The 24,348-nt window shown below is 48.3% G+C and carries 21 protein-coding genes and 1 pseudogene; 10 read left to right on the forward strand and 12 right to left on the reverse strand.

Features of this window, described 5'->3' with window-relative positions:
* Position 1 precedes the first annotated feature (1 nt).
* Together BN1546_RS22780 and BN1546_RS22785 are read left to right on the forward strand one after the other, a co-directional pair.
* Positions 2–784, forward strand: coding sequence for a hypothetical protein (locus BN1546_RS22780; protein ID WP_090738881.1), 783 nt, complete (start codon positions 2–4; stop codon positions 782–784).
* A 114-nt stretch (positions 785–898) separates the two neighbouring features.
* Entirely contained in the window at positions 899–1,510 is a 612-nt protein-coding gene (locus BN1546_RS22785) for a flavin reductase family protein (RefSeq protein ID WP_090738882.1), read from the forward strand.
* A gap of 511 nt (positions 1,511–2,021) precedes the next feature.
* Here BN1546_RS22785 and BN1546_RS22795 read toward each other — a convergent pair.
* From BN1546_RS22795 to BN1546_RS22825, 7 genes are all read right to left on the reverse strand, one after another.
* Positions 2,022–2,678: a methylthioribulose 1-phosphate dehydratase gene (locus BN1546_RS22795; protein ID WP_090738883.1), complete on the reverse strand. Its 657-nt coding sequence runs from the start codon at positions 2,676–2,678 to the stop codon at positions 2,022–2,024.
* On the reverse strand, positions 2,678–3,355 hold the full coding sequence (locus BN1546_RS22800; RefSeq protein ID WP_090738884.1) for a 2-hydroxy-3-keto-5-methylthiopentenyl-1-phosphate phosphatase: 678 nt from the start codon (positions 3,353–3,355) through the stop codon (positions 2,678–2,680). Before BN1546_RS22800 ends, BN1546_RS22795 begins: the two co-directional genes overlap by 1 nt.
* On the reverse strand, positions 3,352–4,563 hold the full coding sequence (locus BN1546_RS22805; protein WP_090738885.1) for a 2,3-diketo-5-methylthiopentyl-1-phosphate enolase: 1,212 nt from the start codon (positions 4,561–4,563) through the stop codon (positions 3,352–3,354). The genes BN1546_RS22800 and BN1546_RS22805 overlap by 4 nt, the downstream gene beginning before the upstream one ends.
* Positions 4,560–5,426: a pyrroline-5-carboxylate reductase gene (gene proC, locus BN1546_RS22810; RefSeq protein ID WP_090738886.1), complete on the reverse strand. Its 867-nt coding sequence runs from the start codon at positions 5,424–5,426 to the stop codon at positions 4,560–4,562. The genes BN1546_RS22805 and proC overlap by 4 nt, the downstream gene beginning before the upstream one ends.
* 38 nt (positions 5,427–5,464) lie before the next feature.
* Positions 5,465–6,757, reverse strand: a complete 1,293-nt coding sequence (locus BN1546_RS22815) for a glutamate-5-semialdehyde dehydrogenase (protein ID WP_058829710.1) — start codon at positions 6,755–6,757, stop codon at positions 5,465–5,467.
* A 12-nt stretch (positions 6,758–6,769) separates the two neighbouring features.
* Positions 6,770–7,975 carry a glutamate 5-kinase gene (gene proB, locus BN1546_RS22820; protein ID WP_014599974.1) on the reverse strand — a complete coding sequence of 402 codons (1,206 nt, stop codon included), beginning with the start codon at positions 7,973–7,975 and terminating at the stop codon, positions 6,770–6,772.
* A gap of 241 nt (positions 7,976–8,216) precedes the next feature.
* On the reverse strand, positions 8,217–9,398 hold the full coding sequence (locus tag BN1546_RS22825; protein ID WP_090738887.1) for a pyridoxal phosphate-dependent aminotransferase: 1,182 nt from the start codon (positions 9,396–9,398) through the stop codon (positions 8,217–8,219).
* 176 nt (positions 9,399–9,574) lie between these two features.
* On the opposite strand from BN1546_RS22825, the pseudogene BN1546_RS22830 reads away from it, so the two are divergent.
* From BN1546_RS22830 to BN1546_RS27445, 5 genes and pseudogenes are all read left to right on the forward strand, one after another.
* Positions 9,575–10,392, forward strand: a pseudogene (locus BN1546_RS22830) (carbon-nitrogen family hydrolase).
* 21 nt (positions 10,393–10,413) lie between these two features.
* Positions 10,414–11,694: a helix-turn-helix domain-containing protein gene (locus BN1546_RS22835; RefSeq protein ID WP_058829707.1), complete on the forward strand. Its 1,281-nt coding sequence runs from the start codon at positions 10,414–10,416 to the stop codon at positions 11,692–11,694.
* Positions 11,695–11,932: 238 nt separating this feature from the next.
* A complete protein-coding gene (locus BN1546_RS22840) occupies positions 11,933–12,352 on the forward strand; it encodes a hypothetical protein (protein ID WP_090738888.1) in 420 nt (139 codons plus the stop codon).
* Between the two features lie 71 nt (positions 12,353–12,423).
* Entirely contained in the window at positions 12,424–13,224 is an 801-nt protein-coding gene (locus BN1546_RS22845) for a DUF3592 domain-containing protein (protein ID WP_013371612.1), read from the forward strand.
* A gap of 77 nt (positions 13,225–13,301) precedes the next feature.
* Complete coding sequence (locus BN1546_RS27445; protein ID WP_165082404.1) at positions 13,302–13,442, forward strand: hypothetical protein; 141 nt, start codon at positions 13,302–13,304, stop codon at positions 13,440–13,442.
* Between the two features lie 338 nt (positions 13,443–13,780).
* On the opposite strand, the gene BN1546_RS22850 is transcribed toward BN1546_RS27445, so the two are convergent.
* On the reverse strand, positions 13,781–14,698 hold the full coding sequence (locus BN1546_RS22850) for a LysR family transcriptional regulator (protein ID WP_013371611.1): 918 nt from the start codon (positions 14,696–14,698) through the stop codon (positions 13,781–13,783).
* 237 nt (positions 14,699–14,935) lie between these two features.
* Between BN1546_RS22850 and BN1546_RS22855 the strand changes: the two genes are divergently transcribed.
* The 3 genes from BN1546_RS22855 to hydG all read left to right on the forward strand — a co-directional run bounded on the left by BN1546_RS22855 (position 14,936) and on the right by hydG (position 19,322).
* Positions 14,936–16,552: an alkaline phosphatase gene (locus BN1546_RS22855; protein ID WP_090738889.1), complete on the forward strand. Its 1,617-nt coding sequence runs from the start codon at positions 14,936–14,938 to the stop codon at positions 16,550–16,552.
* Positions 16,553–16,808: 256 nt separating this feature from the next.
* A complete protein-coding gene (hydE, locus tag BN1546_RS22860) occupies positions 16,809–17,861 on the forward strand; it encodes a [FeFe] hydrogenase H-cluster radical SAM maturase HydE (protein WP_255305584.1) in 1,053 nt (350 codons plus the stop codon).
* 48 nt (positions 17,862–17,909) lie between these two features.
* Entirely contained in the window at positions 17,910–19,322 is a 1,413-nt protein-coding gene (gene hydG, locus BN1546_RS22865) for a [FeFe] hydrogenase H-cluster radical SAM maturase HydG (protein WP_090738891.1), read from the forward strand.
* Positions 19,323–19,467: 145 nt separating this feature from the next.
* Here hydG and hydF read toward each other — a convergent pair whose 3' ends face one another.
* The 4 genes from hydF to BN1546_RS22885 all read right to left on the reverse strand — a co-directional run bounded on the left by hydF (position 19,468) and on the right by BN1546_RS22885 (position 24,324).
* Positions 19,468–20,721, reverse strand: coding sequence for a [FeFe] hydrogenase H-cluster maturation GTPase HydF (gene hydF, locus BN1546_RS22870; protein WP_090738892.1), 1,254 nt, complete (start codon positions 20,719–20,721; stop codon positions 19,468–19,470).
* Positions 20,708–22,156 (reverse strand): aspartate ammonia-lyase, encoded by a 1,449-nt coding sequence (locus BN1546_RS22875; protein ID WP_080771909.1) that lies wholly within the window; start codon positions 22,154–22,156, stop codon positions 20,708–20,710. The genes hydF and BN1546_RS22875 overlap by 14 nt, the downstream gene beginning before the upstream one ends.
* A 1-nt stretch (position 22,157) precedes the next feature.
* Positions 22,158–22,748: a 4Fe-4S dicluster domain-containing protein gene (locus BN1546_RS22880; protein WP_013371605.1), complete on the reverse strand. Its 591-nt coding sequence runs from the start codon at positions 22,746–22,748 to the stop codon at positions 22,158–22,160.
* Between the two features lie 70 nt (positions 22,749–22,818).
* Positions 22,819–24,324, reverse strand: coding sequence for a [FeFe] hydrogenase, group A (locus BN1546_RS22885; RefSeq protein ID WP_255305503.1), 1,506 nt, complete (start codon positions 24,322–24,324; stop codon positions 22,819–22,821).
* Positions 24,325–24,348: the final 24 nt, after the last annotated feature.

Consider the following 24,348-nt stretch of genomic DNA (forward strand, 5'->3'; position numbering starts at 1 on the left):
AATGGATACTGAATTTTCAAAGAGTGAGGCTTCCTTCAAGGGAGCCCATCACTCTCAGAACGATGTGAATGGGGCGATAGGCTTATTGGGCACTTCATCCCATAAGAATGGTCCCTCTAAGAACTCCAACGCGCCAACAGGGGTGTGGAAAGTCGGAAGGCTATCCATGGGGCTGTTCTTGGTGCTGCTGGGCGGTGTAACGTTTGCTTCCAAGTTTTGGGGAGCAGGCATACTGGATCAGGCGCTAACCTGGTGGCCTGTCGTATTTGTTTTGCTGGGATTGGAAATTTTAATGTATACTGCTTGGAAAGGGACACGTGAGCGCATTCGCTATGACCTGTTCAGTATGTTTATTACGGCGGTATTGGTTTTTTGTTGTATCGGATTTGCATTGGTCAGTTCCCTGGGGATCACTCCGCAAGTTAGAGAAATAATGAGTTCGGTTCAGGAAACAAGGATTCTTCCAGACTGGCATGAAAAACTGCCTGCCGGAGTAACTAAGGTGATTGTGCAGGGTGAAGATCCTTATGCGGTCAAAATTGACGCAACCACCTCACCGGAGGTGCATGTGTTCGGGAGTTATGTATATACAGGCAATGAGAATGATTTCAAAGGAACCGAGCTGTATCAGACCAAGCATATTGGAGATACACTATATGTACTTCTCAGCCAGGTTCCCACACGTTTTATGCAAACACATCATCAGCTGGACGTTACCATTGCGGTACCTGAGGGAATAGCGGTTACTGTGCGTGACAGTCAGGGAAATGTGATTGAAAAATAGAGAGTGTTTCCAGCTTCAGCTTTACATTTTGTATTATACGCGCGATACTTGTAAGGGAGCGTAACTTGATGATATGCATTCGAAGAGCGAATGTAACCGGAAAAGAGGGAAAAAATGATTTCATTGAATCCTGACACACTTACAGAGCGTGAAAATTATAAGCTGTTGACCGGAAGTATTATCCCAAGGCCGGTAGCGTTTGTAACGACTTTGAGCAGCGAAGGCGTGCTGAATGGTGCTCCGTTCAGTTATTTTTCCATCGTTGCCGCCGAGCCGCCGCTGCTGTCTGTATCCGTACAGCGTGTCGATGGAGTTTCCAAAGATACAGCACGTAATGCGATGGAGCATAATGCTTTTGTCGTACATATTACAGACGAAGACAATGTGGGGGCGGTGAATGTGACGGCTTCCCGTCTGGCGCCGGAGGAGAGTGAGGTTGCACTGGCAGGTCTTACCCCGATTAAGAGTACAAAAATCGCCGTTCCTGGTGTGACTGAAGCGAAAATACGGTTGGAATGTATTTTGGAGAAAGTGATACCGCTGGGAGGCAAGGAGGACACACCTGCCTGTGATCTATTAATTGGGCGTGTAGTGCAGTATCATTTGTCGAAGGAAGCGTACCAAAATACATATGTGATTGCCAAGGAGTTGCGTCCGGTGAGTCGGTTGGCTGGAAACAACTATGCGAAGCTAGGAGAGCAATTCACGCTGGAACGTCCCCAATAGGGGACGTTTTTTTACAACATCAAGTAAAAGGAATTTGCCAGGCAATGAAAATATTCAAAGATGTTTGTAGGATTTAGGAGATCGAGGGTTTAGAATGGGCTCCTACTGGGTTGGGGTTCCCTGATGAAAAATCATTTGCCATTGCCCTTCATTTAATTTCCAAATGGAACTTCTTAATGACTTATTTCCGGTATCAATCGACTCAGTACAGTATGTTGCATGTACAAAATCTGAAGATAACACCTTTATGTTAAAGTCAGTAATCACAAATGGTATCCTCTAATTCTCAACTCACCTTATCACCCCAGTTGCCTTTCAATTTTCAGTGATATCTTCATCGGATTTAAAAGCTCAATTTGAGAAAAAAAGATTAGATTTTATGTCGCCAGTAGGACAGGTTGCTTTTTTAATAAAAAAAAGAACGTTCCGTGCTTTCGCTAGGTTCCGTTCTCGATATTCAATGACCACTTTTACAATTCAATGATATGCATCTTTAATATTTATGATTTATTCATTTCGAAGTTTTCAGTAGTAGGGAGCGATAGGTCGTTTCAAACAGAAATTCAAACGCCTCTAGATGCTTTTTAGCTTCAAACACATCACGACCCCATGCATAAATGCCATGATTACGCAATAAAATTCCTGGAACCTGATCATTCAGCACTCCTGGTACCAGCTGGGCAATCGAGGCGATATCAGCATAATTTGGCAGCACGGGAATCTGGATGGCGGCATTTTCCTCCCAAATGTTAAAAGCCTTAATGAGCTCGATGCCTTGCACAGGTACAAAGCCCTGCTCGCCATAGTATTCAGAAATCAGGTTGTTAAACACGGTATGCACATGAAAAACTGCTCCACAGCCTGTCAGGCGGTAAATTTCGCAATGGATGAGCGTCTCTGCACTTGGTTTGAGGTTTGTGGCTTCTGCTGCTTTTCCGTATTGGTCTACGAACAGAAAATCCTCAGGAGTGCGTTTGGTCTTATCCTTGCCGCTAGCGGTGACTGCAAAATAAAATTGTTCAGGATGAAAATCACCGATTCGGATCGACAGATTGCCGCTTGTACCTGGGAACCAGTTACGAGAGGCGAATAGCTCCTTGACATCAGCGAGTTCTTCCAACGAACGGCGTTTTTCCTCGAATGAAATGTCTGCCAAGTTAAAACTCATTACAGTACCCCCTGCTCCTGTTTTTGCTTTAAATCCTCGATAATATCATCAAATGTCTCAAAGGGTACATGCGGTACGCCAAGCTCTTGACACTTTAATGTTAGATGCGAGCGGGAGTACACAAGATCGGCAATTTTGGCACCTTCAAAATCGGTCAGACTGTCGCCAATCAAAATCCGTTCGTATTGCTCGGGAGGGTATTGACGAATGACGGTCGTTTTGCACATGCCGCAGTCATTCTTACACGGCTCCTCACATCGATGCGGCCACGTGATCTGGATGTGAGTCCCGGAAAAATCTGCTCCGTTGCAAAAGATGTGATCCTGCGGGATGTCGAACGGTTCTAGCAATGGATCAATAAAAAAATCAATGCCCCCGCTAGTAACAAAAAATTCAATCTGCTGCTCTCGTACAAAGTCCAAAAAGCGTGCAAAGCCCTCACGTATACCCGCTTGTCCAAGTACATATGTGATGATGTCTTCCTTAAGTTCTGAAGGCATCAGGGCGAACATCGCATCTACGCCTTCACGAATGGACATATGTCCGCTCACGATTTGATGCATGATGGGCTCATAGCCCGCAGGCTTATAATGCTTCATAATAGCGACAATATTATCGCTGTTTGTAATGGTCCCGTCAAAATCGCAAAAAATGACGGGCTTCTTGGCAGTGCTCATCGTTCGCCTCCCCACGTGTCGAGCGCAGATTGCAGCTCGGGATGAGTGCGGGCGTATGGTGCCAGCGGGACATTTTGCTGGACCGCTTCAATCGCTTGCACAAAGGCGCGTCCGCCAGCTTCCGTACCCAGCGGATGTCCGTGAATACCTCCTCCAGCGTTAACCACCACATCGGTACCAAAATCGCGGACAATGAGCGGCACTAGGCCGGGGTGTATCCCTGCGGAAGGGACAGGCATGCAGGCCTTCAGCGGTGAATCACGGGTGATCAGCTCATCGCGGATCGCCATGTTTTCCTCACGTGGCATCGTCACTGAACCGTAAGGAGAAGGGAAGAGGACGAGATCAGCGCCAGCCAGCCGCATAAGCTGACCAAGCAGGACGGACGCCGAAATACCATAATGAGGCGAGGGGTAAGCAGCACCTGCTAATGAAGGATGGGCTGCAATCGGTACTGAAACGGCGGGATCGCTGCTAAGTTCATGCAGCACATCATAACCGTAGGCCAGTACGTTAAACAGTAACGCGTTCGCGCCTGCGTCGATAGCTTTGAGGGCTTGCGCCCTGAGCTGCGAGGTTGGACCGGTTAAATTAGCGGCATACAGCAGCTTTTTACCAGTTTCACGCTCAGCCGCTTCGGCAGCTCGGATACAAGCTTCGACACGTTTTTCAATCGGCGTCAGCGCATTTTCAAATAAGATCTCGTCGTCCTTGATCAGATCGACGCCGCCGAGAGCCTGACGGGTAAACTGTTCACGCAGTTCGTCCAAATTGAGCCCGATCACGGATTTAAAAATGCTCATGAGCAGAGGCCGGTCATACACGCCAAGCTGCTCGCGCAAGCCGCTGATACCGAATTTCGGTCCTGAAAAAGCAGAGAGGAATGCTTCCGAGAACCCCAGCTTCATCAGCTTAATTCGGCCGTCCATCGAAATTTTGCCGAAGACTGTAACTAGCAATGCGGGAATGTCTCGGCTGAAATTGACATCCGGGTAAGCAATCGTCAAGTCGGCGTATCGCTCACCGGGGCCTCCATCGTGAATATCTACAGATTGAACAGAGCCGAGATGTTTTTGCATCGCATCCCGCTTGGCCTGCGGGAGCTCAGTCCAGCTGCCCACCGTCATACCGATGGCAATAGATTGGGCCTTTTGGTTAAAATCAGCTTTGTCATCGTATATTCGGTAGGTCGCCAGGCAATAGCTCACTCAATTCCCTCCTTAAGTACAGCTCCCATCTCGCGGGATCGTTCAGCGCAGCGCTGCACCGCCGCAATCACTGTTTCGTAGAAGTCACCTTTGTCCAGTGTCTCCAATGCAGCTACCGTGGAGCCATTAGGAGACATGATTTTGTGACGAAGGGCAGAAGGCTCCTCTCCGGTTTGCTGCACCATGCGTGCTGCACCAAGCGCAGTTTGCACTGTTAGTTCGTGCGCTTGTTCAGGAGTCAAGCCACCGCGGATTCCCCCAGCAATCATGGCTTCCATTAAGTAGTAGACATAGGCTGGGCCGCTTCCGGAAATGCCGGTCAATACATCCATTTTCTCTTCTTCTATAACCGTGACTGTACCTACAGATTCGAACATTGTAAGCACGTTTTTACGTTGACTTTCGCTGATCTCCTTAGAAAAGCTGATGCCTGTGGCTCCCAGTCCAATCGAGCTGGATGTATTGGGCATCGTCCGCGCGATTGGCTGCTTACGACCAAGCAACGTTTGCATGGTACGAATAGACAATCCGGCGATGACCGAAATGATCAGCTGTTCATCTGACAGGAGGGGACCAAGCTGTCCAAGTGCCCCGGCAGCATCTTTAGGCTTCATGGCAAGCACGATCACTGGAGAATGACGCAGCAGTTCTGTTTTGGCGGCATCTTCAGTTTGGAACAATACTCCGTATTGCTGTTGAAGTTCTTCAAGACGAGCCTGATTACTGCGGTTGATAACGGTAATACCGCCACGTTTGACGACAGAACGATTCGTCATCCCACGAATAATAGCCTCAGCCATTGAACCTGCCCCGAAAAACGTAATTTGCTCGTTAATTAACACTTTTGTTTGTGATTCACACATGGATTCATACCTCCAAAGATACGGATTGATTTATGATATTATTCCCTGATTTGTCCAGTACCGTACACGCGGTATTTGGTTGAAGTCAAGGCAGGCAATCCCATGGGGCCGCGGGCATGTAATTTTTGTGTGCTGATTCCGATCTCGGCCCCAAATCCAAACTCGAAGCCATCCGTGAAGCGGGTGGATGCATTGTGGTACACGGCTGCCGCGTCCACTTCTTGCAGAAAACGATCGGCATGAGCTTTATTCTCAGTGACAATACACTCTGAATGCATCGTACCATAACGGGCAATATGCTCCAGTACTTCGTCCAAATTGTGTACGACTTTAACGTTTAAGATGTAATCATTGTACTCGGTACCATAATCCTCTTCCGTGGCAGGAACAGCCCAAGGAGCCAGTTCTCGTGTCCGTGCACAGCCGCGCAGCTCAACCCCGACATCACGAAAACGTTCAGCCAATCCTGTTAAATGTGTTTGTGCATAATCCGAGTGTACGAGCAGTGTTTCCATCGAGTTACACACGGACGGTCTTTGTACCTTCGCATTGAGTGTAATCGCTTCGGCCATTTCTGTATTTGCTGTAGCGTCCAAGAATGTATGGCATACGCCAGCCCCGGTTTCGATGACAGGCACGGTAGCATTCTGAACAACATTTTGAATGAGTGAACGCCCGCCGCGTGGAATAATCACATCCAGCAAGCCGTTCAAGGTGAGCATTTCATTGACGGAGGCACGATCTGAATCTTCAATGAGTTGAAGCGCCTCGCGTGGCACGGCTGTTGCGTCTAGCGCCTGCTGAAGCACTTCAATGATCTTGCGGTTGGAGGAGAGAGCAGCCGAACCACCGCGCAGTACAACCGGATTGCCTGTTTTCAAGCACAGGCCCGCTGCATCCACGGTTACATTTGGACGCGCTTCATATATGATACCGATGACACCCAGCGGTACACGTATTTTTTCAATTCGTAGACCATTGGGACGTTCAATTTGCTCAAGCGTGTCGCCGACTGGATCAGGTAGCGCCGCAATCTGGCGTAATCCTTCGGCAATAGCCCCGATTCGCTCCTCGGTCAGCTTGAGGCGGTCGAGCAGTGATTCGGATGTTCCCAGTTCCCGTCCACGTTTCAGGTCATTATGGTTTGCTGCAATCAGCTCTTCTGTATGGTTCACTAGAGCTTCTGCCATAGCAAGCAATGCTTCGTTTTTTTGTGCTGTAGTCAGTCGGTTCATAACCCCGGCACTTTTTTTCGCAAGACTTGCTTTGGTGCGTACTTCGCTGAATTGGTTATCCGCTGTTATCGCTGTGTTTGTCGTTAAATCACTCATATTATGGCCTCCCTACATACATAATGTAATCCATTCATCCCTGTGGATCACCTCAAGCCGATGGATGGGACCAATTTTGCCCACAACCTCGCCGCTAGGTAAACCTTGTACCATTCTAAGCTGTTCATCATCATAATTGACAATGCCTCGTCCTAACACCTTATTTTCCGGTCCCAGTACCTCAACGACATCTCCGGCATGAAAGCTGCCCTCGACACGCCGTACGCCAACCGGAAGCAGACTATGTCCTCCGTGTACCAACGCTTCTTCGGCCCCTTGGTCTACATGCACCGAGCCCAGAGGGGTGGACATAAATCCAAGCCATTGTTTTTTCATCGGCAGTGAAGAGAGGTGGGTATCAAAATAAGTGCCCGGTCCGTGTCCTTCGACAGCTGCGTTCAGATCGCCATTTGCGCTTACTCGGCCGACATATACAGGCACACCGCCGCGTGTAGCAACTTTGGCAGCCTCGATTTTGGAGCGCATGCCGCCAGTCCCTACTGCTGATCCAGAACCTCCGGCTAATGCATAAATCTCTTCAGTAATTTCCTCGATACGTTCAAAACGTACGGCGTTTGGATGCTTGCGCGGGTCAGCCGTATATACGCCATCGGTATCCGTGATGATAATCAAATGCTGAGCTTTAACCAGATTGGCAACTAGTGCAGACAGCATATCGTTATCGCCGAATTTCAATTCGTCAATCGATACGGTGTCATTTTCGTTAAAAATCGGGATAACCTGCTGGCGCAGCAATTCTTCTACAGTCATTCCGGCGTTGTTCATCCGTTTGCGGCTCAAAAAGTCACTACGGGTGAGCAGAACCTGTGCGATCACGAGGTCAAAATTTTTAAAAGCCTGCTCATAGGCTTGCATGAGAAGAGCTTGGCCGACGGCAGCTGCCGCTTGCTTCTCATGCAGCAGTTTGGGCCGAAAGGGATACCCAATCTCCCGGAATCCGGCGGCTACAGCGCCTGATGTAACCAGCAGCACTTCATGGCCTTTTGCACGAAGCAAGCTGATTTCCCTAGCAAAATAAGCGATGGCTTCCCGATTCAGGCCACCTTCCACTCCAGTCAGTGAGCTGCTACCGATTTTAATGACGATACGTGTTGACAAGACGTCCACTTCCTTAATTTTACTCTTTTTAATGCAAAAAAACTTCCATCCTTTGTATGCAAAGGACGAAAGTTTGTGCTTCCGCGGTACCACCTTCATTGATGATTCATGATCATCCCACTTAAAACCTGTTAACGGCAGGGACCGCCTGATTGCGCAGGGCGCTCGGGGATAGGAGTTGGGAGAGAGTCCAGGTAAATTCTTGCAGCCTATCGGAATTTACTCTCTGAACAGGACCGGGTCTCTCTTAATAGTCCCTTCAACGCGCTAAATGATATTGGATACAGAATACCACGAAAAGACCAGGTTTGGCAAAGAAGTTGTAGCTGGAAAATACGGCTTAACCAAACAGGTTTAGCTTGCCAATTCGATCAGCTGCCTCGGTCAGTCGGGTTTCTGAGCTTAGAAGCCCTGCCCGCACATACCCTTCGCCGCCGCTACCAAAGCCGATCCCTGGAGCGACAGCCACCTTGGCTTCACGCAGTAGCAGATCGGCAAAAGAAGCCGAGCTATAGCCCTGCGGCACAGGTAACCAACTGAAGAAGGAGCCGCTTGGGCGTGGCGCCTTCCAACCTATATGCCCAAGTGCATCATAAAAAGCGTTACGGCGTGATTCATAGCGGGCCACCAGCTGGCCTACGCACTCTTGCGAAGACGTCAGAGCTGTCGCCGCTGCTGCCTGAATGCCGCCAAACAGGCTTACATAAATATGGTCCTGCAGCAGATTAATCAGTGAAATAATTTTGGCATTACCGAGCGCGAAACCAACACGCCAGCCGGCCATGTTGTATGTTTTGGACAAGGTATAAAACTCAATTCCCACGTCCTTAGCCCCCTCAGCCTGAAGGAAGCTCACTGGCCGTTCGCCATCGAATCCAATAGCGCCATAGGCAAAATCACTGGCAACCACAATATTGTTACGTAGCGCAAATTCAACCGTATCCTCGTAGAAGGAGAGTGGGGCAGTTGCCGCAGTGGGATTATTCGGATAATTAAGAAACATTAATTTGGCGCGGCGGCGATCTTCTTCGGCAATGGCCTCATAATCGGGCAGAAAACGGTTCCCTTCCTTTAAGGGGAGAAATGACATTTCCGCTTTAGCCAAGGCTACGCCCGACCAGTAATCCGGGTAGCCGGGATCAGGGACGAGACACACATCGCCCGGATTGAGTAAGACTTGCGGTAGCTGAACCAAGCCTGTTTTCCCGCCAAACAGGATGGCGACCTCGCTTTCCGGGTCAAGCGTTACACCGTAATCCTCCTGATAGCGCTGGACAACGGCTTCTTTGAGAAAGCTGTAGCCGCGAAAAGGTGAATATTTATGGTACAGCGGGTTATCTGCTGATTCCTGTAAAGCTTTTACAATATGGGGTGGAGTAGGAGTGTCCGGGTTTCCCTGTCCGAGATTAATGACATCATGCCCTGCTGCAATTTCACGATTTACATTTTGTACAAGTGTGGCAAAAAATTGAGTGGGTAACTGTTTCATGACGTCAGCTGAGGGAATAGAAAAATGAGTCATCAATGTACACGACCTTTTGGAATAGTTTAAGAAACAATCTATCACGATTTTACCGAGTTGTATAGGAGGAATTGAGCTTTCATGGTTGCGTAATCCAGATTAATCGGTCTATGATGGGAGAAAATACCGGACGATAGGACACGGGAAGTTCCGGCTCACAGAGAGGATGAAGGACTTTGACGTATCAGGAAGCTCAGCCATTCGGTGTGGCACTTATACAAGCTCATATAGAGATAGGAAATCCCCCGAAAACCACAGTCATATCCGATCTTTAATGGAACAAGCGGTGAAGGCCGAACAAAAGCCAGATCTGATTGTTCTACCGGAAATGTGGAATACGGGTTATGCCTTGGATCGCATTCATGAGCTGGCAGACGAAGAAGGGACGGAGACTCGGGCATGGATAGCAGCATTTGCCGCCACCCATCAAGTGAATGTAGTAGCAGGGTCAATCGCAGAGAAAAAAAGCGACGGTCATGTGTATAATACGATGCTCGTTTTTGACCGTACAGGCAAAGAGATAGCTTCGTACTCCAAAATTCATCTGTTCCGACTTATGGATGAAGAGAAATATTTACAGCCTGGCGAGGAAAAGGTTGTATTCGCACTGGATGGCGGGATTCAGGCTGGGGCGTCAATCTGCTACGATATCCGTTTTCCTGAACTGGCCCGCAGTCTGGCTCTGTCCGGCGCAAATTTGCTAATCGTACCCGCAGAATGGCCTCATCCCCGGCTTCATCACTGGCGTACCCTGCTGACCGCACGGGCTATTGAAAATCAGATGTATGTCATCGCTTGTAACCGAGTAGGTCGTAGCGGAGATACCGATTTCTTCGGGCATTCGCTCATCATTGATCCATGGGGAGAAATGATTGCCGAGGGCGGAGAACAGGAGGAAATTCTCACAGGATCAATTGAATCAGCCTTGGTTCAGGACGTGCGCGGGCGTATTCCGGTGTTTGAAGATCGGCGTCCCCTGCTGTATGACCGATAGTTAGTGTAGAAAGGATAATCCATGCTTAAGGAACGCATTGAATTTTTGTGTAAAAAGAAAAACCTATCCCGTAAAGAACTGGTAGACGGATTGGTTACACCTGCACATTTTGCGAATATACTGGCTGATCGTTACCCGCTGGCTGAGGATCTGGCTGAGCAAATTGCTGAGCGCCTAGGTGTACAACCTTCTTACCTATTGCGTGCATCGGCAGAAGATGAGGAGACGCTGGCTACAGCGGATAAGATTTTCACAGAGCTGTCCAAGCTGGCTAATCCCGCTACGGAAAGCTATGTGGATCAGTTGGAGGATCGCAACGATTCGCTCGTGGTGGAAATGACGACTTATTTAATGAAGGCTGTTTATTTTCAACAGTTAAATGACCCAACGGCCTATGATTATTTGCATCAAACCTATTTGAATTTTTACTTGGAGAAGTTTGGTCGCTCGGATGAGGTGGAGCTGCCTGTACCGCTAAAAAAAGCAATTTTATTTTATAAAATTCAGTATTTCCGCTCTAAAAATCATTATTATGATGTACTAAATAATGTTACGCAGCTAATCCGCCTGGTGGAAGAAGGGACGGAAAACTGGCTCAATGCGCAAAACATTATGATGGAGGCCTGCATTCAGGTCAAGCAATTTGATCAGGCAAAGCAGGTATTTGAGCAGACGATGCGCAGAGTATATGATGATCGGCTTTTTCACCGTTTGACGGGTCTGTATGTGGCTTACAGCGGATATTGTTTTGCTATGGGTTCTGTACAGGAAGCACTGTTAACGTTGTCTATGGCGGAGGCCAATTTGGTCTATTTGGAAAATGCAGCAGATATGCTCACGACGATCCTGAACAATCGGATTATTATGCTGACGTCGATTGGCGAGCTGGATAAGGCCTTGGAGGAAGTGGTGCGTTTTGAAGCACTGGTGAGTCGGGAGCGAGAGGAAATGCAACAAATGATGCTGCCCGTTACGCTGATATATCGCTGCGAGATTGCGTTTGCCCGGAAAAACTGGGGGCTGCTCTCACAGCATCTGGATCAGCTGCGTAAAACTAATCTGACAACGGATCAGCAAATGGGGCTTGATTTTTATGAAAGCCAGCTTGCGCTTGCCCAGGGAAAACAGGATGCTTTTTGGAAGCATGCTCAGCAATGCTTGCCTTATTTTGAAGCCCTCCAGCATCCTGCGCGGCTTGAGCAACTATATGAAACGCTGGCTGTAGTGTCCGAGGACAGTCGTCGTTATAAAGAATCATCAGCGTATTATCGTAAACTGGTCTATCTTTTGCGTAAAAAATAGTCTGAATGCATTCGTTTTTCACAAAACGATCAGATGATCGTGTAAAAGAATGCTCCGAAGTGCGCAAAATTTTGTGCAAACCGCCCCAAAGTTCAAAACTAAACCGACAAAATACAGTTTAAAGCTGCTGTTTTTTCGGTTTTTTTGTATGTGCCAAAACATATTGTGATGCCGGATACCGTCTTCTATACTGAATTCATAAGGCACAACAACAATACAAAATATGAGGTGCAGCCACATGATGAACTTTTTCGGCAAGAAGAAAAAACAGCAGGATGCGATAGAACATGCTGATCAACTGATGAATAAGGGCTTATCCGGATTATTTATGAAAGGTCTGGTCCCCAAAGAGCATCGGGAACAGATCAACCAGAGCTTAAACTCGGCAAGACAAGCTCAAGCAGCGGCTAACGGTGGATTAGCGATGGCAGCGACTGCGGTTGTCATTTCGGTAACAGATACCGGGAAGCTCGTAAATTTTGATCCGATTGTGGTGCTTGTACTAGATGTGACGGAAGTTAACGGCAATCGATACCAAAAAACACTGGAAACACTCGTTTCCAAGCTGCAAATTCCGCGGCCCGGAGATACAGTGGGGCTGGGTAGCAATCCGGTAAATCCATCAGAGCTGATTTATATGGGGCTGGTGACAGCATAAATGATTGGAGCGTTTCACCATTCTTGCGGGCATATTTTTAAAATAGATGATTGAAAAAGGGGTTTTGGAGGATGAAAGGATTTTTGAGTCTGATTGGGGTACTTCTGGTGTTTGGCGTAGGGTTTTCGCCTTTTCTGGCTGAATATTTATGGGATGATCCATTTTTGATTATGGATGCTCCGTGGTATCGGCCGTTAATTTATACAGGATTTGCGCTTATATTTCTACCGGGTATTTTAGGTCTATTTTTTGGAGGCGGTAAAGTCAAGAAGGGTGTTCCTGGAGTGGGAATCATTACAAGTGTTCAACAAACAGGGACTTATGTAAATAATCAGCCGCAGGTAAAGCTCGGGTTGACCGTAACCAAACAGGGAGAAGACAAATATGATACTGCTTTGACGACAATTATTCCTTTGACCTCCATGGCTCAATTTCAGCCGGGCTCGATCGTTCCGTTGATCGTATCTGAGAAAGACAAAATGAAGGTAGGTCTTGACCTGAAAGGTCAGGTGTCGCAAATGGATTTGCAAGCGTTAATGAATGAGCAGATGGTCAAGCAGGGCGTATCGCCTGAGCTGATGGAAATTGCCAAAACCGGTGAGCAAGCCTATGCGAAGATACTGGATGTCACACCTATGGGGGAAGCGGGGCCCAATAAAATCAAGCTTCAATTTACGCTGACGGTGACGAAAAGCAGTGGCGAAACATTTAATGTAACCACGCAAAAGGATGTTTTCTCTTCCCAACTATCCAAACTGCAGCAGGGAAGTATTATAGAGGTTATATATTCGCCTCAAGATCCTTCGAAACTGGTTATTAAGACACAAGTGAGTGAAGCTGACGTGCAGCAAGCATTTGGTTCTTCCCGATAAAAAAATTGTTCCGCCTGTTTCAGATACAGCCTATAGGTGTATTATAATAGTATCCCGACACCAGGAGGTTGATAACGATGGATAACCAAAGTAGATCCGAACTGGCGAATAGGGATGGCCTGTCACGGCCGAGAGGCTTAAATAGACAGGTTGTCGGAAACAACTATGAAATGGGCTATGATCAGGACAAAAGTCCACCACATCTAGGGAGACCCTGATCACAACAAGGCGAGGACAGACACTTTGGGATCACACAGCACATTGGAACTGAGGTAGGACATTCTTGGATACCAAGACTAGAGACCTTAAGGAAAGAAGTGATGCGGGATGGATAAAGTGGAGTTTCCGAGCAAGCGTAGAGTAATCAGGCGAGGCTGACATGAATTTCAAATGAACATGAAATGTGGTTCGTTGAAGACAGAATGAAGCAACATCGCAACAGTGTAATCGAACCCGTGATCTAATTGCAGTATTGAAAGTATAGGGGCGAAGCCCCAGGACCGTCTTCCTCTCTGGCTTGGGCTGGGGAGGAAGACGGTCCTTTTCACGTTCGAGGCTACTTTTGAGAAAGTTGCTTGACCGTTTCTCGGAAGGTATCAATAAAAGCTTCGGCAGCTTTAGACAAATAACGTCCGTTCCGGTAAGCAATCGCTAGGGTGCGGCTGGGGGTAGGTTCGGCTAGTGGCAGCAATGCTGGAACAAACTCGCTACTGGCGGCCCGTGCGATGAAACGGGGGACGAGTGTCACGCCCATACCTGTCGCGACGAGCGATTGGAGTGTCTCCATATTAGTGCTTTCAAACACCACATTGGGTTCAAAGCCTGCTTGATGACACAGATCCATCGTCAGCTTGCGAAAGCCCTGCCCTTTTTTCAGGACGACAAAAGGCTCGTCTTTAAGTTCTTCCATATGCACGGGCTGCGGCTGGTCACCGATTTTACGCACGGCTAGGGGATGACCCGGAGGAACGGCGAGATCAATCCATTCTTCACCGATGGGCACATAAGAAAGTGTAGGTTCTACTAAGGGAAGAGAGAGCAGGCTGAGATCTGTATCGCCACTTGCCGTTTTTTTCTCCAGATTCATGGAGGAATCTTCGACTAACACGATTTCAATGTCTGGATGAGCCCTCTTGAATACAGGCAGCACATGCGGCAGCAAATGGGAGCCCGTGATAGGCATGCTGCCAACGACGACCTTCCCTTTTCTCAGTTGAGAGATATCGTCCATTTCCTGTCGGAGTTGCTCCACCGCGTCGACTATTTTTTTTGCCTTTTCCACAAAGCTTGCTCCGGCATGTGTTAATTCCACCGTGCTGGTGTTGCGTTGAAACAACAGCACCCCAAGCTCTTTTTCCAGTTTGGACAATTGCTGGCTCAAAGAAGGCTGGGCAATATGCAGTTTTTCTGCGGCACGTGAGAAGTTTTTTTCCGCTGCAATTTGCAGGGTGTACTGAAGCTGTCTGAACTCCATCGAATTTCATGCTCCTATCTTATAAGCTTTTCCTATTACATTATAGACTGATTATACAATAATAAAATTAAATGCCCAATCCTAACGAATCTCATGTGTCACAAGTTTTATATAGATGAAGTGTTTTTTCACAAATAGCGCCTTTTAATACAGATAATGAATTCCCTTAACATTCTCCTGATAAAACCTAATTAATCTTAGTTCTGGTTGTACAAAAAAGGTCTGGGAGGAAAATGAATGCTAAAATGTTGGGGGATACATACGAAAAAATCGGTGGCTGCACTCGTAGCGACAATGATGCTAACCGTAAGCGGCGGGACAGCGATGGCAGTCGAGAAGGATACATCAATTAAAAATGTAATTATTCTGATTCCAGACGGTATGGCTAATGACGCTACTGCACTGGCTAGATGGTACAAAGGATCATCTTTAACGTTAGACAGCATGGCAAGCGGCATGGTGCGCACGCATTCCGCGGATGCACCGATTGCCGATTCTGCTCCAGCGGGTACAGCTTTTGCCACAGGACATAAATCACATACTGGCTATGTAGGTGTTCTTCCGGATGAAGCGACGATGCCTGGACAACAACCGATCGCAGCAGGTGATGCCAAAAAACCTGTAGCTTCCATTCTGGAGGCTTCCAAGCTAGCAGGGAAATCGACCGGAATTATTGCTACTTCGGAGATTATGCATGCGACACCAGCTGATTTTACCGCACATTATCCTGACCGTAAAAATTATGATGCACTCAGCATGCAACAAGCCTACAACGGAGTTGACGTTGTGTTAGGTGGAGGAGGCAAGTTTTTGGAGCCAGCAGGGCGTAAGGACGGCCAAGATATAATTGCTCAAATTAAAGACCAGGGCTATGATTTTGTCACAACACCTGAAGGGTTGAAAAATTCGACCTCCAACAAGCTCTGGGGCAGCTTTTCTCCCGAAGCCCTCGCGTATAACTTGGATCGCGATGCATCCAAGGAACCTAGTTTGGCAGAAATGACAACGAAAGCCATTGATGTGTTATCCAAAAATGATAAAGGCTTTTTCTTAATGGTAGAAGGCAGTAAAGTGGATTGGGCTGCACATGCTAATGATCCAACGGGAATTATTAGTGACGTGCTTTCATTTGACGATGCAGTGAAAGTGGCTCTGGATTACGCCAAGCAAAATCAAAATACTGTCGTCGTAGCAGTGACAGACCACGGAAACGGTGGATTGACGATTGGTAGCAGTGATACAACTAGCAATTATGACAAAACGCCTTTGGCTTCTTTTATAGACCCGCTGAAAAAAGCGAAGCTAACGGGGGAAGGCTTGGAAGCCAAGCTGAATGCAGATCGCAGCAATATTAAAGAGGTGCTTTCCACGTATTTTGGCATCACCGATTTGACAGACGAAGAAGTAAAGACAATTAAAAATGCTAAAGAAGGTAGCGTGAATTATGCCGTCGGACCGATGATTAGCAAACGTGCCAATATTGGCTGGACTACGGGTGGACATACAGGAGGCGATGTTGTGTTGTACACGTACGCGCCGAACGGAGACCGTCCATCCGGTGTAATCGACAATACGGATGTAAATAAGTATATGACACGTGTACTTGGACTGGATTTGGATACAGTCAGCAAGCAACTGTTTGTTCCTGCAAAAGCCGCTTTTGAAGCTAAAGGAGCCAAGTTTACTGCAGACACGAAAGTCATTACAGTGACCAAAGGCAGTAACAACCTGGAGCTTCCAGTATACAAAAATATTGCTACACTCAATGGTAAAAATTCTACGCTCAACGGTGTAGTCGCATTTAACGGCGTTGATTATTTTGTACCCCAGCAAGCGATTGATTTGATTCAGTGATAAACAGAACCATCGACAGAAGCTGTTTCTTCCATAAGGGAGGAGGCAGCTTTTTTTTTTGTGTAGAGATGAATATGTAGTTTTTAAGTTGAGAATGAAATTGGTTTTCAGAAAATGGGATTTTTTGTGAAACTAGTCACGTTATATTCTCTCTAATGTTGCTAGAATAATACATGTACGATATAAGTCGCTGATGATGTAAAGTCCGGATGGACGAGGGAAGAAGGGATGAGTCACGGACGAATTATTACTGCGTCTGGCTGATGGCAAGGAATGGACGCATACAGAAATGACGGAACTGCTAACACGTCTGGATAGTGAGCCGGCGCTACGAGCTCAACTGCGTCAACTGGCAGCTCGCACCAAATTGGAGCGTTATGGCAAAGGTGTTTTTTTACGAGGATTAATTGAATTCTCAAGTATATGTCGTCAGGATTGCATGTATTGTGGGCTGCGTGCTTCGAATAAACAGGCAGACCGTTACCGTTTGCAGCCGGAAGAAATTCTGGCCTGCTGTGCGGAGGGGTATGAACTGGGTTATCGGACCTTTGTTTTGCAAAGTGGGGAAGATTACTGGTTTACGGCTGCTCGGCTGACGAAACTAATTCGGGAAATTAAAAGCCGTTTTGCAGATGTGGCGGTTACATTGTCCATCGGTGAACGGGATGACGAAACTTATGAGCGATTATACGAGGCGGGTGCGGACCGTTTTTTGCTCCGGCATGAGACAGCTTCACCCAGTTTGTACGCCAAGCTGCATCCGACGATGACGATCGAAAGCAGGCGTAGCCGTCTGCTGGCTTTGCAACGTATCGGCTTTCAGATCGGGGCTGGATGTATGGTGGGATTGCCAGGACAAACGAACAGTGAATTAGCAGACGATTTGGTCTATTTGCATAGCCTGTCCCCAGATATGATCGGGATTGGCCCCTTTTTACCACATAGCAACACGCCGCTTCGTGAGGCCAGCCAGGGGAGCATGGAAAAGGCACTTGATATCATCTCATTATCCCGATTGGTCGTTCCAGATGCGCTTATTCCGGCATCCACGGCCATGGGGACGATTCATCCCCAAGGAAGGGAGAAGGCGCTTCAGGCGGGAGCGAATGTGGTGATGCCTAATTTGTCGCCACTGGCGGTGAGGCCTAAGTATGCGATTTATGAGAATAAAATATGTTTGGGTGATGAGTCTGCCCAATGTAGACATTGCTTGGAGCTGCGGATCCGTGGAGCTGGATTTGAAGTTGATATGGGGCGCGGCGATAGTTTGAGAGTGCAACGACAGCTTATAAGACAGGGGACAGTGTGAAACGTGACGGAAACAGTGCAGTAACCATAAATAAGGAGATGGGTATACGTGAGTGGAGTACGGGAGAAAGTGTCGGCGGATTTTATTGATGAAGCAGAGATTATGGCTGCAGTGGAGCAGGGGAAACAAGAGGCAACCAATCGACAACGCATTTTGGAAATTTTAGAAAAGGGTAGAGCCTGCCGCGGACTGAATGCAAGTGAAGCGGCGGCTCTTTTGCATGTGGATGATCCTGAATTATTGGAAGAGATGTTCAAATCTTCGCGGGCAGTCAAAGAGCAGATTTATGGAAATCGGATTGTGTTGTTCGCTCCTTTATATGTAAGCAATCACTGCGTTAATAACTGCGAATATTGTGGTTATAAACATACCAATGATAGCTTTACGCGTAGCCGCTTGACCCCGGAGGAATTGGTGGAAGAGGTCAGAGTACTTCAAGAACTGGGACACAAGCGACTCGTACTGGAAGCGGGCGAAGACCCAGTCCATTGTCCCATTGACTATATCGTTGATTGTCTGCGCCAGATCTATGAGGTCAAAGTAGATAATGGCAGCATTCGGCGGATCAATGTGAATATTGCATCCACTACCGAAGAGGATTATCGGAAATTGGCAGAGGTGGGTATTGGAACGTATATTCTATTTCAGGAAACGTATCACCGAGAAAGCTATCGCAAATTTCACTTACAAGGACCAAAACGGGACTTTGATTGGCACACCACCGCAATGGACCGGGCTATGCGTGCAGGTATAGATGATGTGGGGATCGGTGTGTTGTACGGTTTGTATGATTTCCGCTATGAAACTGTAGCCATGCTGAAACACGCCGAGCACTTGGAAGAAGTCTTTGGCTGTGGGCCTCACACGGTCTCGGTTCCACGCTTGCGTCCGGCTGAAAATGTAGACCTGGAGCGATATCCGTACCTGGTCAACGATGATGATTTTATGAAAATTGTATCCGTCCTTCGACTGGCTGTCCCTTATGCTGGTATGATCCTGTCTACACGCGAGGAGCCGGAATATAGAGACCGTGTCATTGGTTTAGGCGTGTCACAGATTAGTGCAGGATCAGCTACGGGCGTAGGCGCCTATGCCAAACAGGACACGGAAGACAAGCCCCAATTTGAGGTGGGAGACCATCGCTCACCATCGGAAATTATTAAAAGTCTGTGCCGCGGCGGATATATGCCAAGCTACTGTACAGCTTGCTACCGTGAGGGACGAACTGGAGACCGCTTCATGGAGCTTGCCAAATCCGGACAAATTCACAATGTGTGCCAGCCGAATTCGCTGCTGACCTTCCAAGAATATCTACTGGATTATGGGGATGAGGAGGCACGTGAACTGGGAGCTGCCGCGTTGCGAGAGAATCTGGAGCGTATCCCACGTGAATCGACGCGCCGTTTGACGCTTGACAGACTTGAACGATTGGAAGCAGGCGAGCGTGATTTGTATTTTTAGCATTATATAATATGGGTAGTATCATTTCACGCTATGAAAATTCTTATTATTTATAATAATAGCATTTGAACATACAAAAGTAGCCGCGCTGATTCCAACGCGGCTGCTTTTGTATGTCTAGAGAAAAAATATTAATGATGAGATTTTAAGAATAACTACCGGCTTCAGCCGCTTGCTCCCAGGCCAGCATAGCAGATGGAAAGCATTCAATAGCACGGGGAAAGACCCCCTGGACATAAGCGATAAAAACACCATAGTTCACAATCGGCACGCCGGCCGCTTTCGTTTCAGACATACGATGAAGCATTGTACGCCGATTGAGCATGCAGGCACCGCAATGAATAACCAACGCATATTCACTCAAATCGTCAGGGAAACTGGAGCCGGATGCATGCTCGATAATGAGACGTTTGCCTATCGTTTGGCGGAGCCAACGAGGGATCTTCACTCGACCAATATCGTCAGATTGGCATTGGTGAGTGCAGGCTTCGGCAATGAGTACACGGTCTACATCCTTGAGGCGATCAATGGCTCTTGCCCCTCGCACCAGTTCGTCCAGATCGCCTTTATGACGGGCAAACAGAATAGAGAAAGAGGTAAGAGGTACATCCTTGGGTGTGTCGGCTGCGACTTTCATAAAGACCTGTGAATCGGTAATGACCAGGCGGGGCTTGCGTCCCAGTCGCTCCAGCGTCAAACGTAGTTCATGCTCTTTGGTCACTACAGCGATGGCATCGCTCTCTAGCGTATCACGGATCGTTTGCTGCTGCGGCAGAATCAATCGACCCTTTGGCGCAGCTTTATCGATGGGAACCACCAGCACGACCAGATCGCCAGGTGACAACAAGTCACCTACGATGCGGAAGCGATCTTCGTTTTGGGGGAGTGTATTCGTGATGGCCTTTTTCAGTTCAGTGTCCCCCCGAAGCATAGCGGCACTGAAAGGAATCAGTGTGAGATTCAATTCGTTCCCCAGCGTTGCAGCCATCGGATCTGATTCAGCAAGGGTATCTATTTTATTAAGTACCCCAATGACAGGAATCTTTTTAGTGCGTAGCTTTTCAAGCAGCTCATGCTCGAATGGTCCGACGCCAACAGTGGCGTCGATGACCAGCAGAGCCAAGTCTATACTATTAAGAATTTCTAGCGTTTTGTTGCGGCGCAGCTCCCCGATCTCACCCTCATCGTCCAGTCCGGCGGTATCCACCAGAACAATGGGACCCGCAGGAAGTAGCTCCATCGGCTTGAAAACGGGGTCCGTAGTCGTTCCTCCTATAGGTGATACCACAGCGGCGGGCTGGCCGGTCAAGGTGTTCAGAATGCTGGATTTGCCTGCATTTCGGCGACCAAGCAGAACGATATGTGGTCGGTTGCTTCTCGGGGTATCATTCATTCCCATGGTGAGTTCCTTCTTCCTGCCCCGGAATTCCGGGCTTGGTAACGGTATAGGGATGGCACAATTGGTCAATCCGCGCACGGGTCAGTTGACCGCGATCCTCTGCAATATCCTCTGGTGAGCGCCCCTGTGCAATGGCTGCTGATGCAATGGAAGCAGCTTCATCATAGCCAAGTTCCGCGACTAGCGCAGAAGCCATCACAGCTGAGCTGTGCAGATTAGCAGAGCAGCGTTCCTCATGTACGATCAGACCGCGCACACACCGTTCCTCGAACAGTTGAACGGCATTGCTGAGAATGTGCAGAGATTCCAGCAGCGACTCGGCAATCAACGGTAGGAACGCGTTCAGCTCCAGCTGTCCAGAGGCAGCAGCCATCGTGATAGCCGCATCATTGGCCATCACGCGCATCGCTGTCAATCCGGCCATTTCTGCCATCACCGGATTGACCTTGCCTGGCATAATAGAGGAGCCAGCTTGGACCGGAGGCAGCATGTATTCACCGATACCACCGAAAGGACCAGAGGCCAGCAGACGAAAATCGCCAGATATTTTGAGCAGATTTACGGCAGCGGATTTAAGTAGACCCGATACCTCAACGAAGACATCCATATTTTGAATCGGGTCCATGGGGTGGTCGCTACGACATAGTCCTAATCCAGTCTCGTCCGCCAGCTTTTCGACCATCCGGTAGCTGTAAGCCCGAGGCGCATTCATACCTGTGCCAATCGCCGTGCCTCCAATTGGGATTTCTCGCAGCCGTTCTTCGGCTTTATAGAGGCGCCAACGGTCACGCGCTATAGCTTTTGCGTAGGCACCAAAGCCTTGCCCGGCCATCATAGGCAGGGCATCCATTAGCTGTGTGCGGCCTAGCTTGAGCAGGTCGGCATATTCTATTTCTTTTTGCTGTAAAGTATTTTGTAACGAAGACATCGTGTCACATAAAGGGCGCAGCAGGCGTATCGCAGCAATTCGTAGCGCCGTAGGATAGACATCATTCGTAGATTGGCAGCAGTTCACATCATCCAGCGGATGTACAAGCTCATATTGCCCTGGCTGCCCCCCTAGCTGTACGATGGCCAAATTAGCAATGACCTCATTTACATTCATATGGGTACTGGTGCCTGCGCCGCCTTGCATGGCATCTACGGTAAACATATCTTGATGCCGTCCAGCGAGTAATTCATCGCAGGCATTTACAATGGGAGACACCCGGTGAGTAGGTAGCCGTTTCTGCTCACCATTGACTTGAGCGGCCGTTTTTTTCACCAATACAAGAGCGTGAATCAGGTTTCTGTTCACGGGCCTGCCGCTGACTGCAAAATTGTTCATCGCACGTGCGGTGTGAATACCGTACAAGGCCTCCGCAGGAATTTCCATGTCTCCTAGTGCATCCCGTTCGGTCCGCATAACTTTGACCAGAGGAGAAGACGGAGTCATGTTATAGACCCGTCGCCGGAATACGTGTCATATGCAGCAGCTGACGTGCACTTGCAGCTCGTTTTTCCTCAACCCGTGCATGAACCAGATCTGGCTCGACCAGCTTGAGGGCTTGCGTTGGACATTTTCCAATACAGGCCGGTCCGCCATCCACACCTTCGCACAAATCACATTTGCTGGCAATCATGCGTTCTTTGGGTTGCAAACGACCCGACACATTAGTGTACAGTCCGTCTTGCACGACCGGCTGTCCGTCTCTATATTGAGGCACCATGGTAATCGCGCCGTAAGGGCAGGCGATCATGCAGGTTTTACAGCCAATGCAACTTTCGCTGTTAATAAGAATGCAGCCGTCTGCGTTCGTAATGGAGCCGTTCGGGCAAGCATTAGCACATGGAGCATCCTCACAGTGACGACACTGGACAGGTGCGGTGACTCCAAAGGATTTGATCACCTTTAAGCGAGGGTGAAAATGAAACTCGTCATCTGGCGAGATAAAAGGGTTCTCCGATGAATGTGCGATAACACATGCGATTTCACAGGTACGACAGCCGATACACTGATCGGGATCAGCTAAAACAAAGCGATTCATACTAACTCGACTCCTCTCTAACTAACGGCAAATTATAATTTCTAATGATTATATCTATGTGTTGAACGTACTAATGAATGGGATAATCGATATGTCCTTTGACGGACATATCACTGCTGCTGCGGCTCTGCCTGCCGGGTCCACGCTTTTGAAAGGACGTGTGCAGCAGATGGTGTGATACATGACCTAGCGGCTCACCTAGAAATTCATCGTACAGCTTGATGATAAAAGGATTCTCATGCGATTTGCGCACCTGAGATGCAGCATCATGTCCATAGATGGACGATTTACGCGCACGATAAGCCTCGATTTTTTGTTTTTCTAACATGAGCTTGGGTTGCCCTCCTCCGCTGATACATCCAGCTGGACAGCCCATCACCTCAATAAAATGATAATCACATTCGCCTGCCTGCACACGATCCAGGAGCTGATAGGCATGCTGGAGTCCAGCGACGACCGCTACCTTGAGCTGCAATTCGCCCACCTGTACCTCCGCTACTCGAATGCCTTCCTCGCCACGGACAAAATCCAGCTGGAGCTTTGGCAGCTTCTCATTCGTCAGCAGTTCATAACCTGTGCGGATGGCAGCTTCCATAACTCCTCCTGTTACACCAAAAATAGTACCTGCGCCTGAATATTGACCTAGCGGTGCATCAAATTCCTCATCAGGCAGGTTCATAAAATCAATGCCTTGTTGCTTGATCCAGTATGCAAGCTCACGCGTGGTCAATACCTCATCTACATCACGATAACCGTCGGATTCCATTTCGGGACGATCGCATTCAAATTGTTTACAGGTACATGGCATGATCGCGACGCTGTAAATATTCGCAGGTTCCACCTCATCCAGCTGTGCACCATAGGTCTTGACCAGCGCTCCCACCATTTGCATTGGCGATTTGCAACTGGATAGATGGTCTAGCAGATCGGGGTATTCAATCTCGGCAAAACGGACCCAAGCTGGACAGCAGGATGTGAACATCGGTAACGGTCCACCCTCGGTTACGCGGCGAATCAACTCAGTGCCTTCTTCCATGATGGTTACGTCAGCTCCAAAATTCGTATCATATACTCGATCAAAGCCGAGGCGACGAAGGGCAGCGGCCATTTTGCCGGGTGTTAGGGTACCAAACGGCATACCAAATTCCTCCGCGAGTGACACACGAATGGCTGGGGCGCACTGCACGATTCGAAGCTGTCCTGGCTTCTTCATCATGTCAGCTACCTTATTCAGGCTGTAGCTATAATAGGCAGCAAAGAGCGGTTCGCCGGTGTCGGCAGGCATATCGCGTTCACGTATACGTTCCTGACGTTTGATGGCGGCTGCGTGCGGAGATGAATCTGCCCAATCTGTGGCGTATACGCTGCAGATTTGCACACATTGACCGCAAATAACACAGCGGTCTGCGTTCACGGTTTGAGGTTCTCCAGGCAGTCCCTCTATGGCATCTACCGGACAAACACCCGCACAGCGTCTGCATCCAGTACAGAGCGTTGGGTCAATATGAATGACGGGGTCTGTAGAATCAGACGTCCTCATACATGGAGGCGAAGAGATCTTGTCTGTTGTTGACATGTTTTTCTACCTTTCTGCGGCTGA

Source organism: Paenibacillus sp. Mc5Re-14, from assembly GCF_001049835.1.
Lineage (GTDB): Bacteria > Bacillota > Bacilli > Paenibacillales > Paenibacillaceae > Paenibacillus > Paenibacillus polymyxa_C.

Excerpts from the sequence above, each read along its gene's own strand:
- BN1546_RS22835 (WP_058829707.1), top strand. The coding sequence starts at position 10,414 with ATGCTTAAGGAACGCATTGAATTTTTGTGTAAAAAGAAAAACCTATCC.
- BN1546_RS22875 (WP_080771909.1), bottom strand. The coding sequence starts at position 22,156 with ATGACTCCGTCTTCTCCTCTGGTCAAAGTTATGCGGACCGAACGGGAT.
- BN1546_RS22785 (WP_090738882.1), top strand. The coding sequence starts at position 899 with ATGATTTCATTGAATCCTGACACACTTACAGAGCGTGAAAATTATAAG.
- BN1546_RS22840 (WP_090738888.1), top strand. The coding sequence starts at position 11,933 with ATGATGAACTTTTTCGGCAAGAAGAAAAAACAGCAGGATGCGATAGAA.
- proC (WP_090738886.1), bottom strand. The coding sequence starts at position 5,426 with ATGTGTGAATCACAAACAAAAGTGTTAATTAACGAGCAAATTACGTTT.
- BN1546_RS22885 (WP_255305503.1), bottom strand. The coding sequence starts at position 24,324 with ATGTCAACAACAGACAAGATCTCTTCGCCTCCATGTATGAGGACGTCT.
- BN1546_RS22825 (WP_090738887.1), bottom strand. The coding sequence starts at position 9,398 with ATGACTCATTTTTCTATTCCCTCAGCTGACGTCATGAAACAGTTACCC.
- BN1546_RS22800 (WP_090738884.1), bottom strand. The coding sequence starts at position 3,355 with ATGAGCACTGCCAAGAAGCCCGTCATTTTTTGCGATTTTGACGGGACC.
- BN1546_RS22850 (WP_013371611.1), bottom strand. The coding sequence starts at position 14,698 with ATGGAGTTCAGACAGCTTCAGTACACCCTGCAAATTGCAGCGGAAAAA.
- BN1546_RS27445 (WP_165082404.1), top strand. The coding sequence starts at position 13,302 with ATGGATAACCAAAGTAGATCCGAACTGGCGAATAGGGATGGCCTGTCA.
- BN1546_RS22855 (WP_090738889.1), top strand. The coding sequence starts at position 14,936 with ATGCTAAAATGTTGGGGGATACATACGAAAAAATCGGTGGCTGCACTC.
- hydF (WP_090738892.1), bottom strand. The coding sequence starts at position 20,721 with ATGGGAATGAATGATACCCCGAGAAGCAACCGACCACATATCGTTCTG.
- BN1546_RS22880 (WP_013371605.1), bottom strand. The coding sequence starts at position 22,748 with ATGAATCGCTTTGTTTTAGCTGATCCCGATCAGTGTATCGGCTGTCGT.
- proB (WP_014599974.1), bottom strand. The coding sequence starts at position 7,975 with ATGAAGGTGGTACCGCGGAAGCACAAACTTTCGTCCTTTGCATACAAA.
- BN1546_RS22780 (WP_090738881.1), top strand. The coding sequence starts at position 2 with ATGGATACTGAATTTTCAAAGAGTGAGGCTTCCTTCAAGGGAGCCCAT.
- BN1546_RS22845 (WP_013371612.1), top strand. The coding sequence starts at position 12,424 with ATGAAAGGATTTTTGAGTCTGATTGGGGTACTTCTGGTGTTTGGCGTA.
- BN1546_RS22815 (WP_058829710.1), bottom strand. The coding sequence starts at position 6,757 with ATGAGTGATTTAACGACAAACACAGCGATAACAGCGGATAACCAATTC.
- BN1546_RS22795 (WP_090738883.1), bottom strand. The coding sequence starts at position 2,678 with ATGAGTTTTAACTTGGCAGACATTTCATTCGAGGAAAAACGCCGTTCG.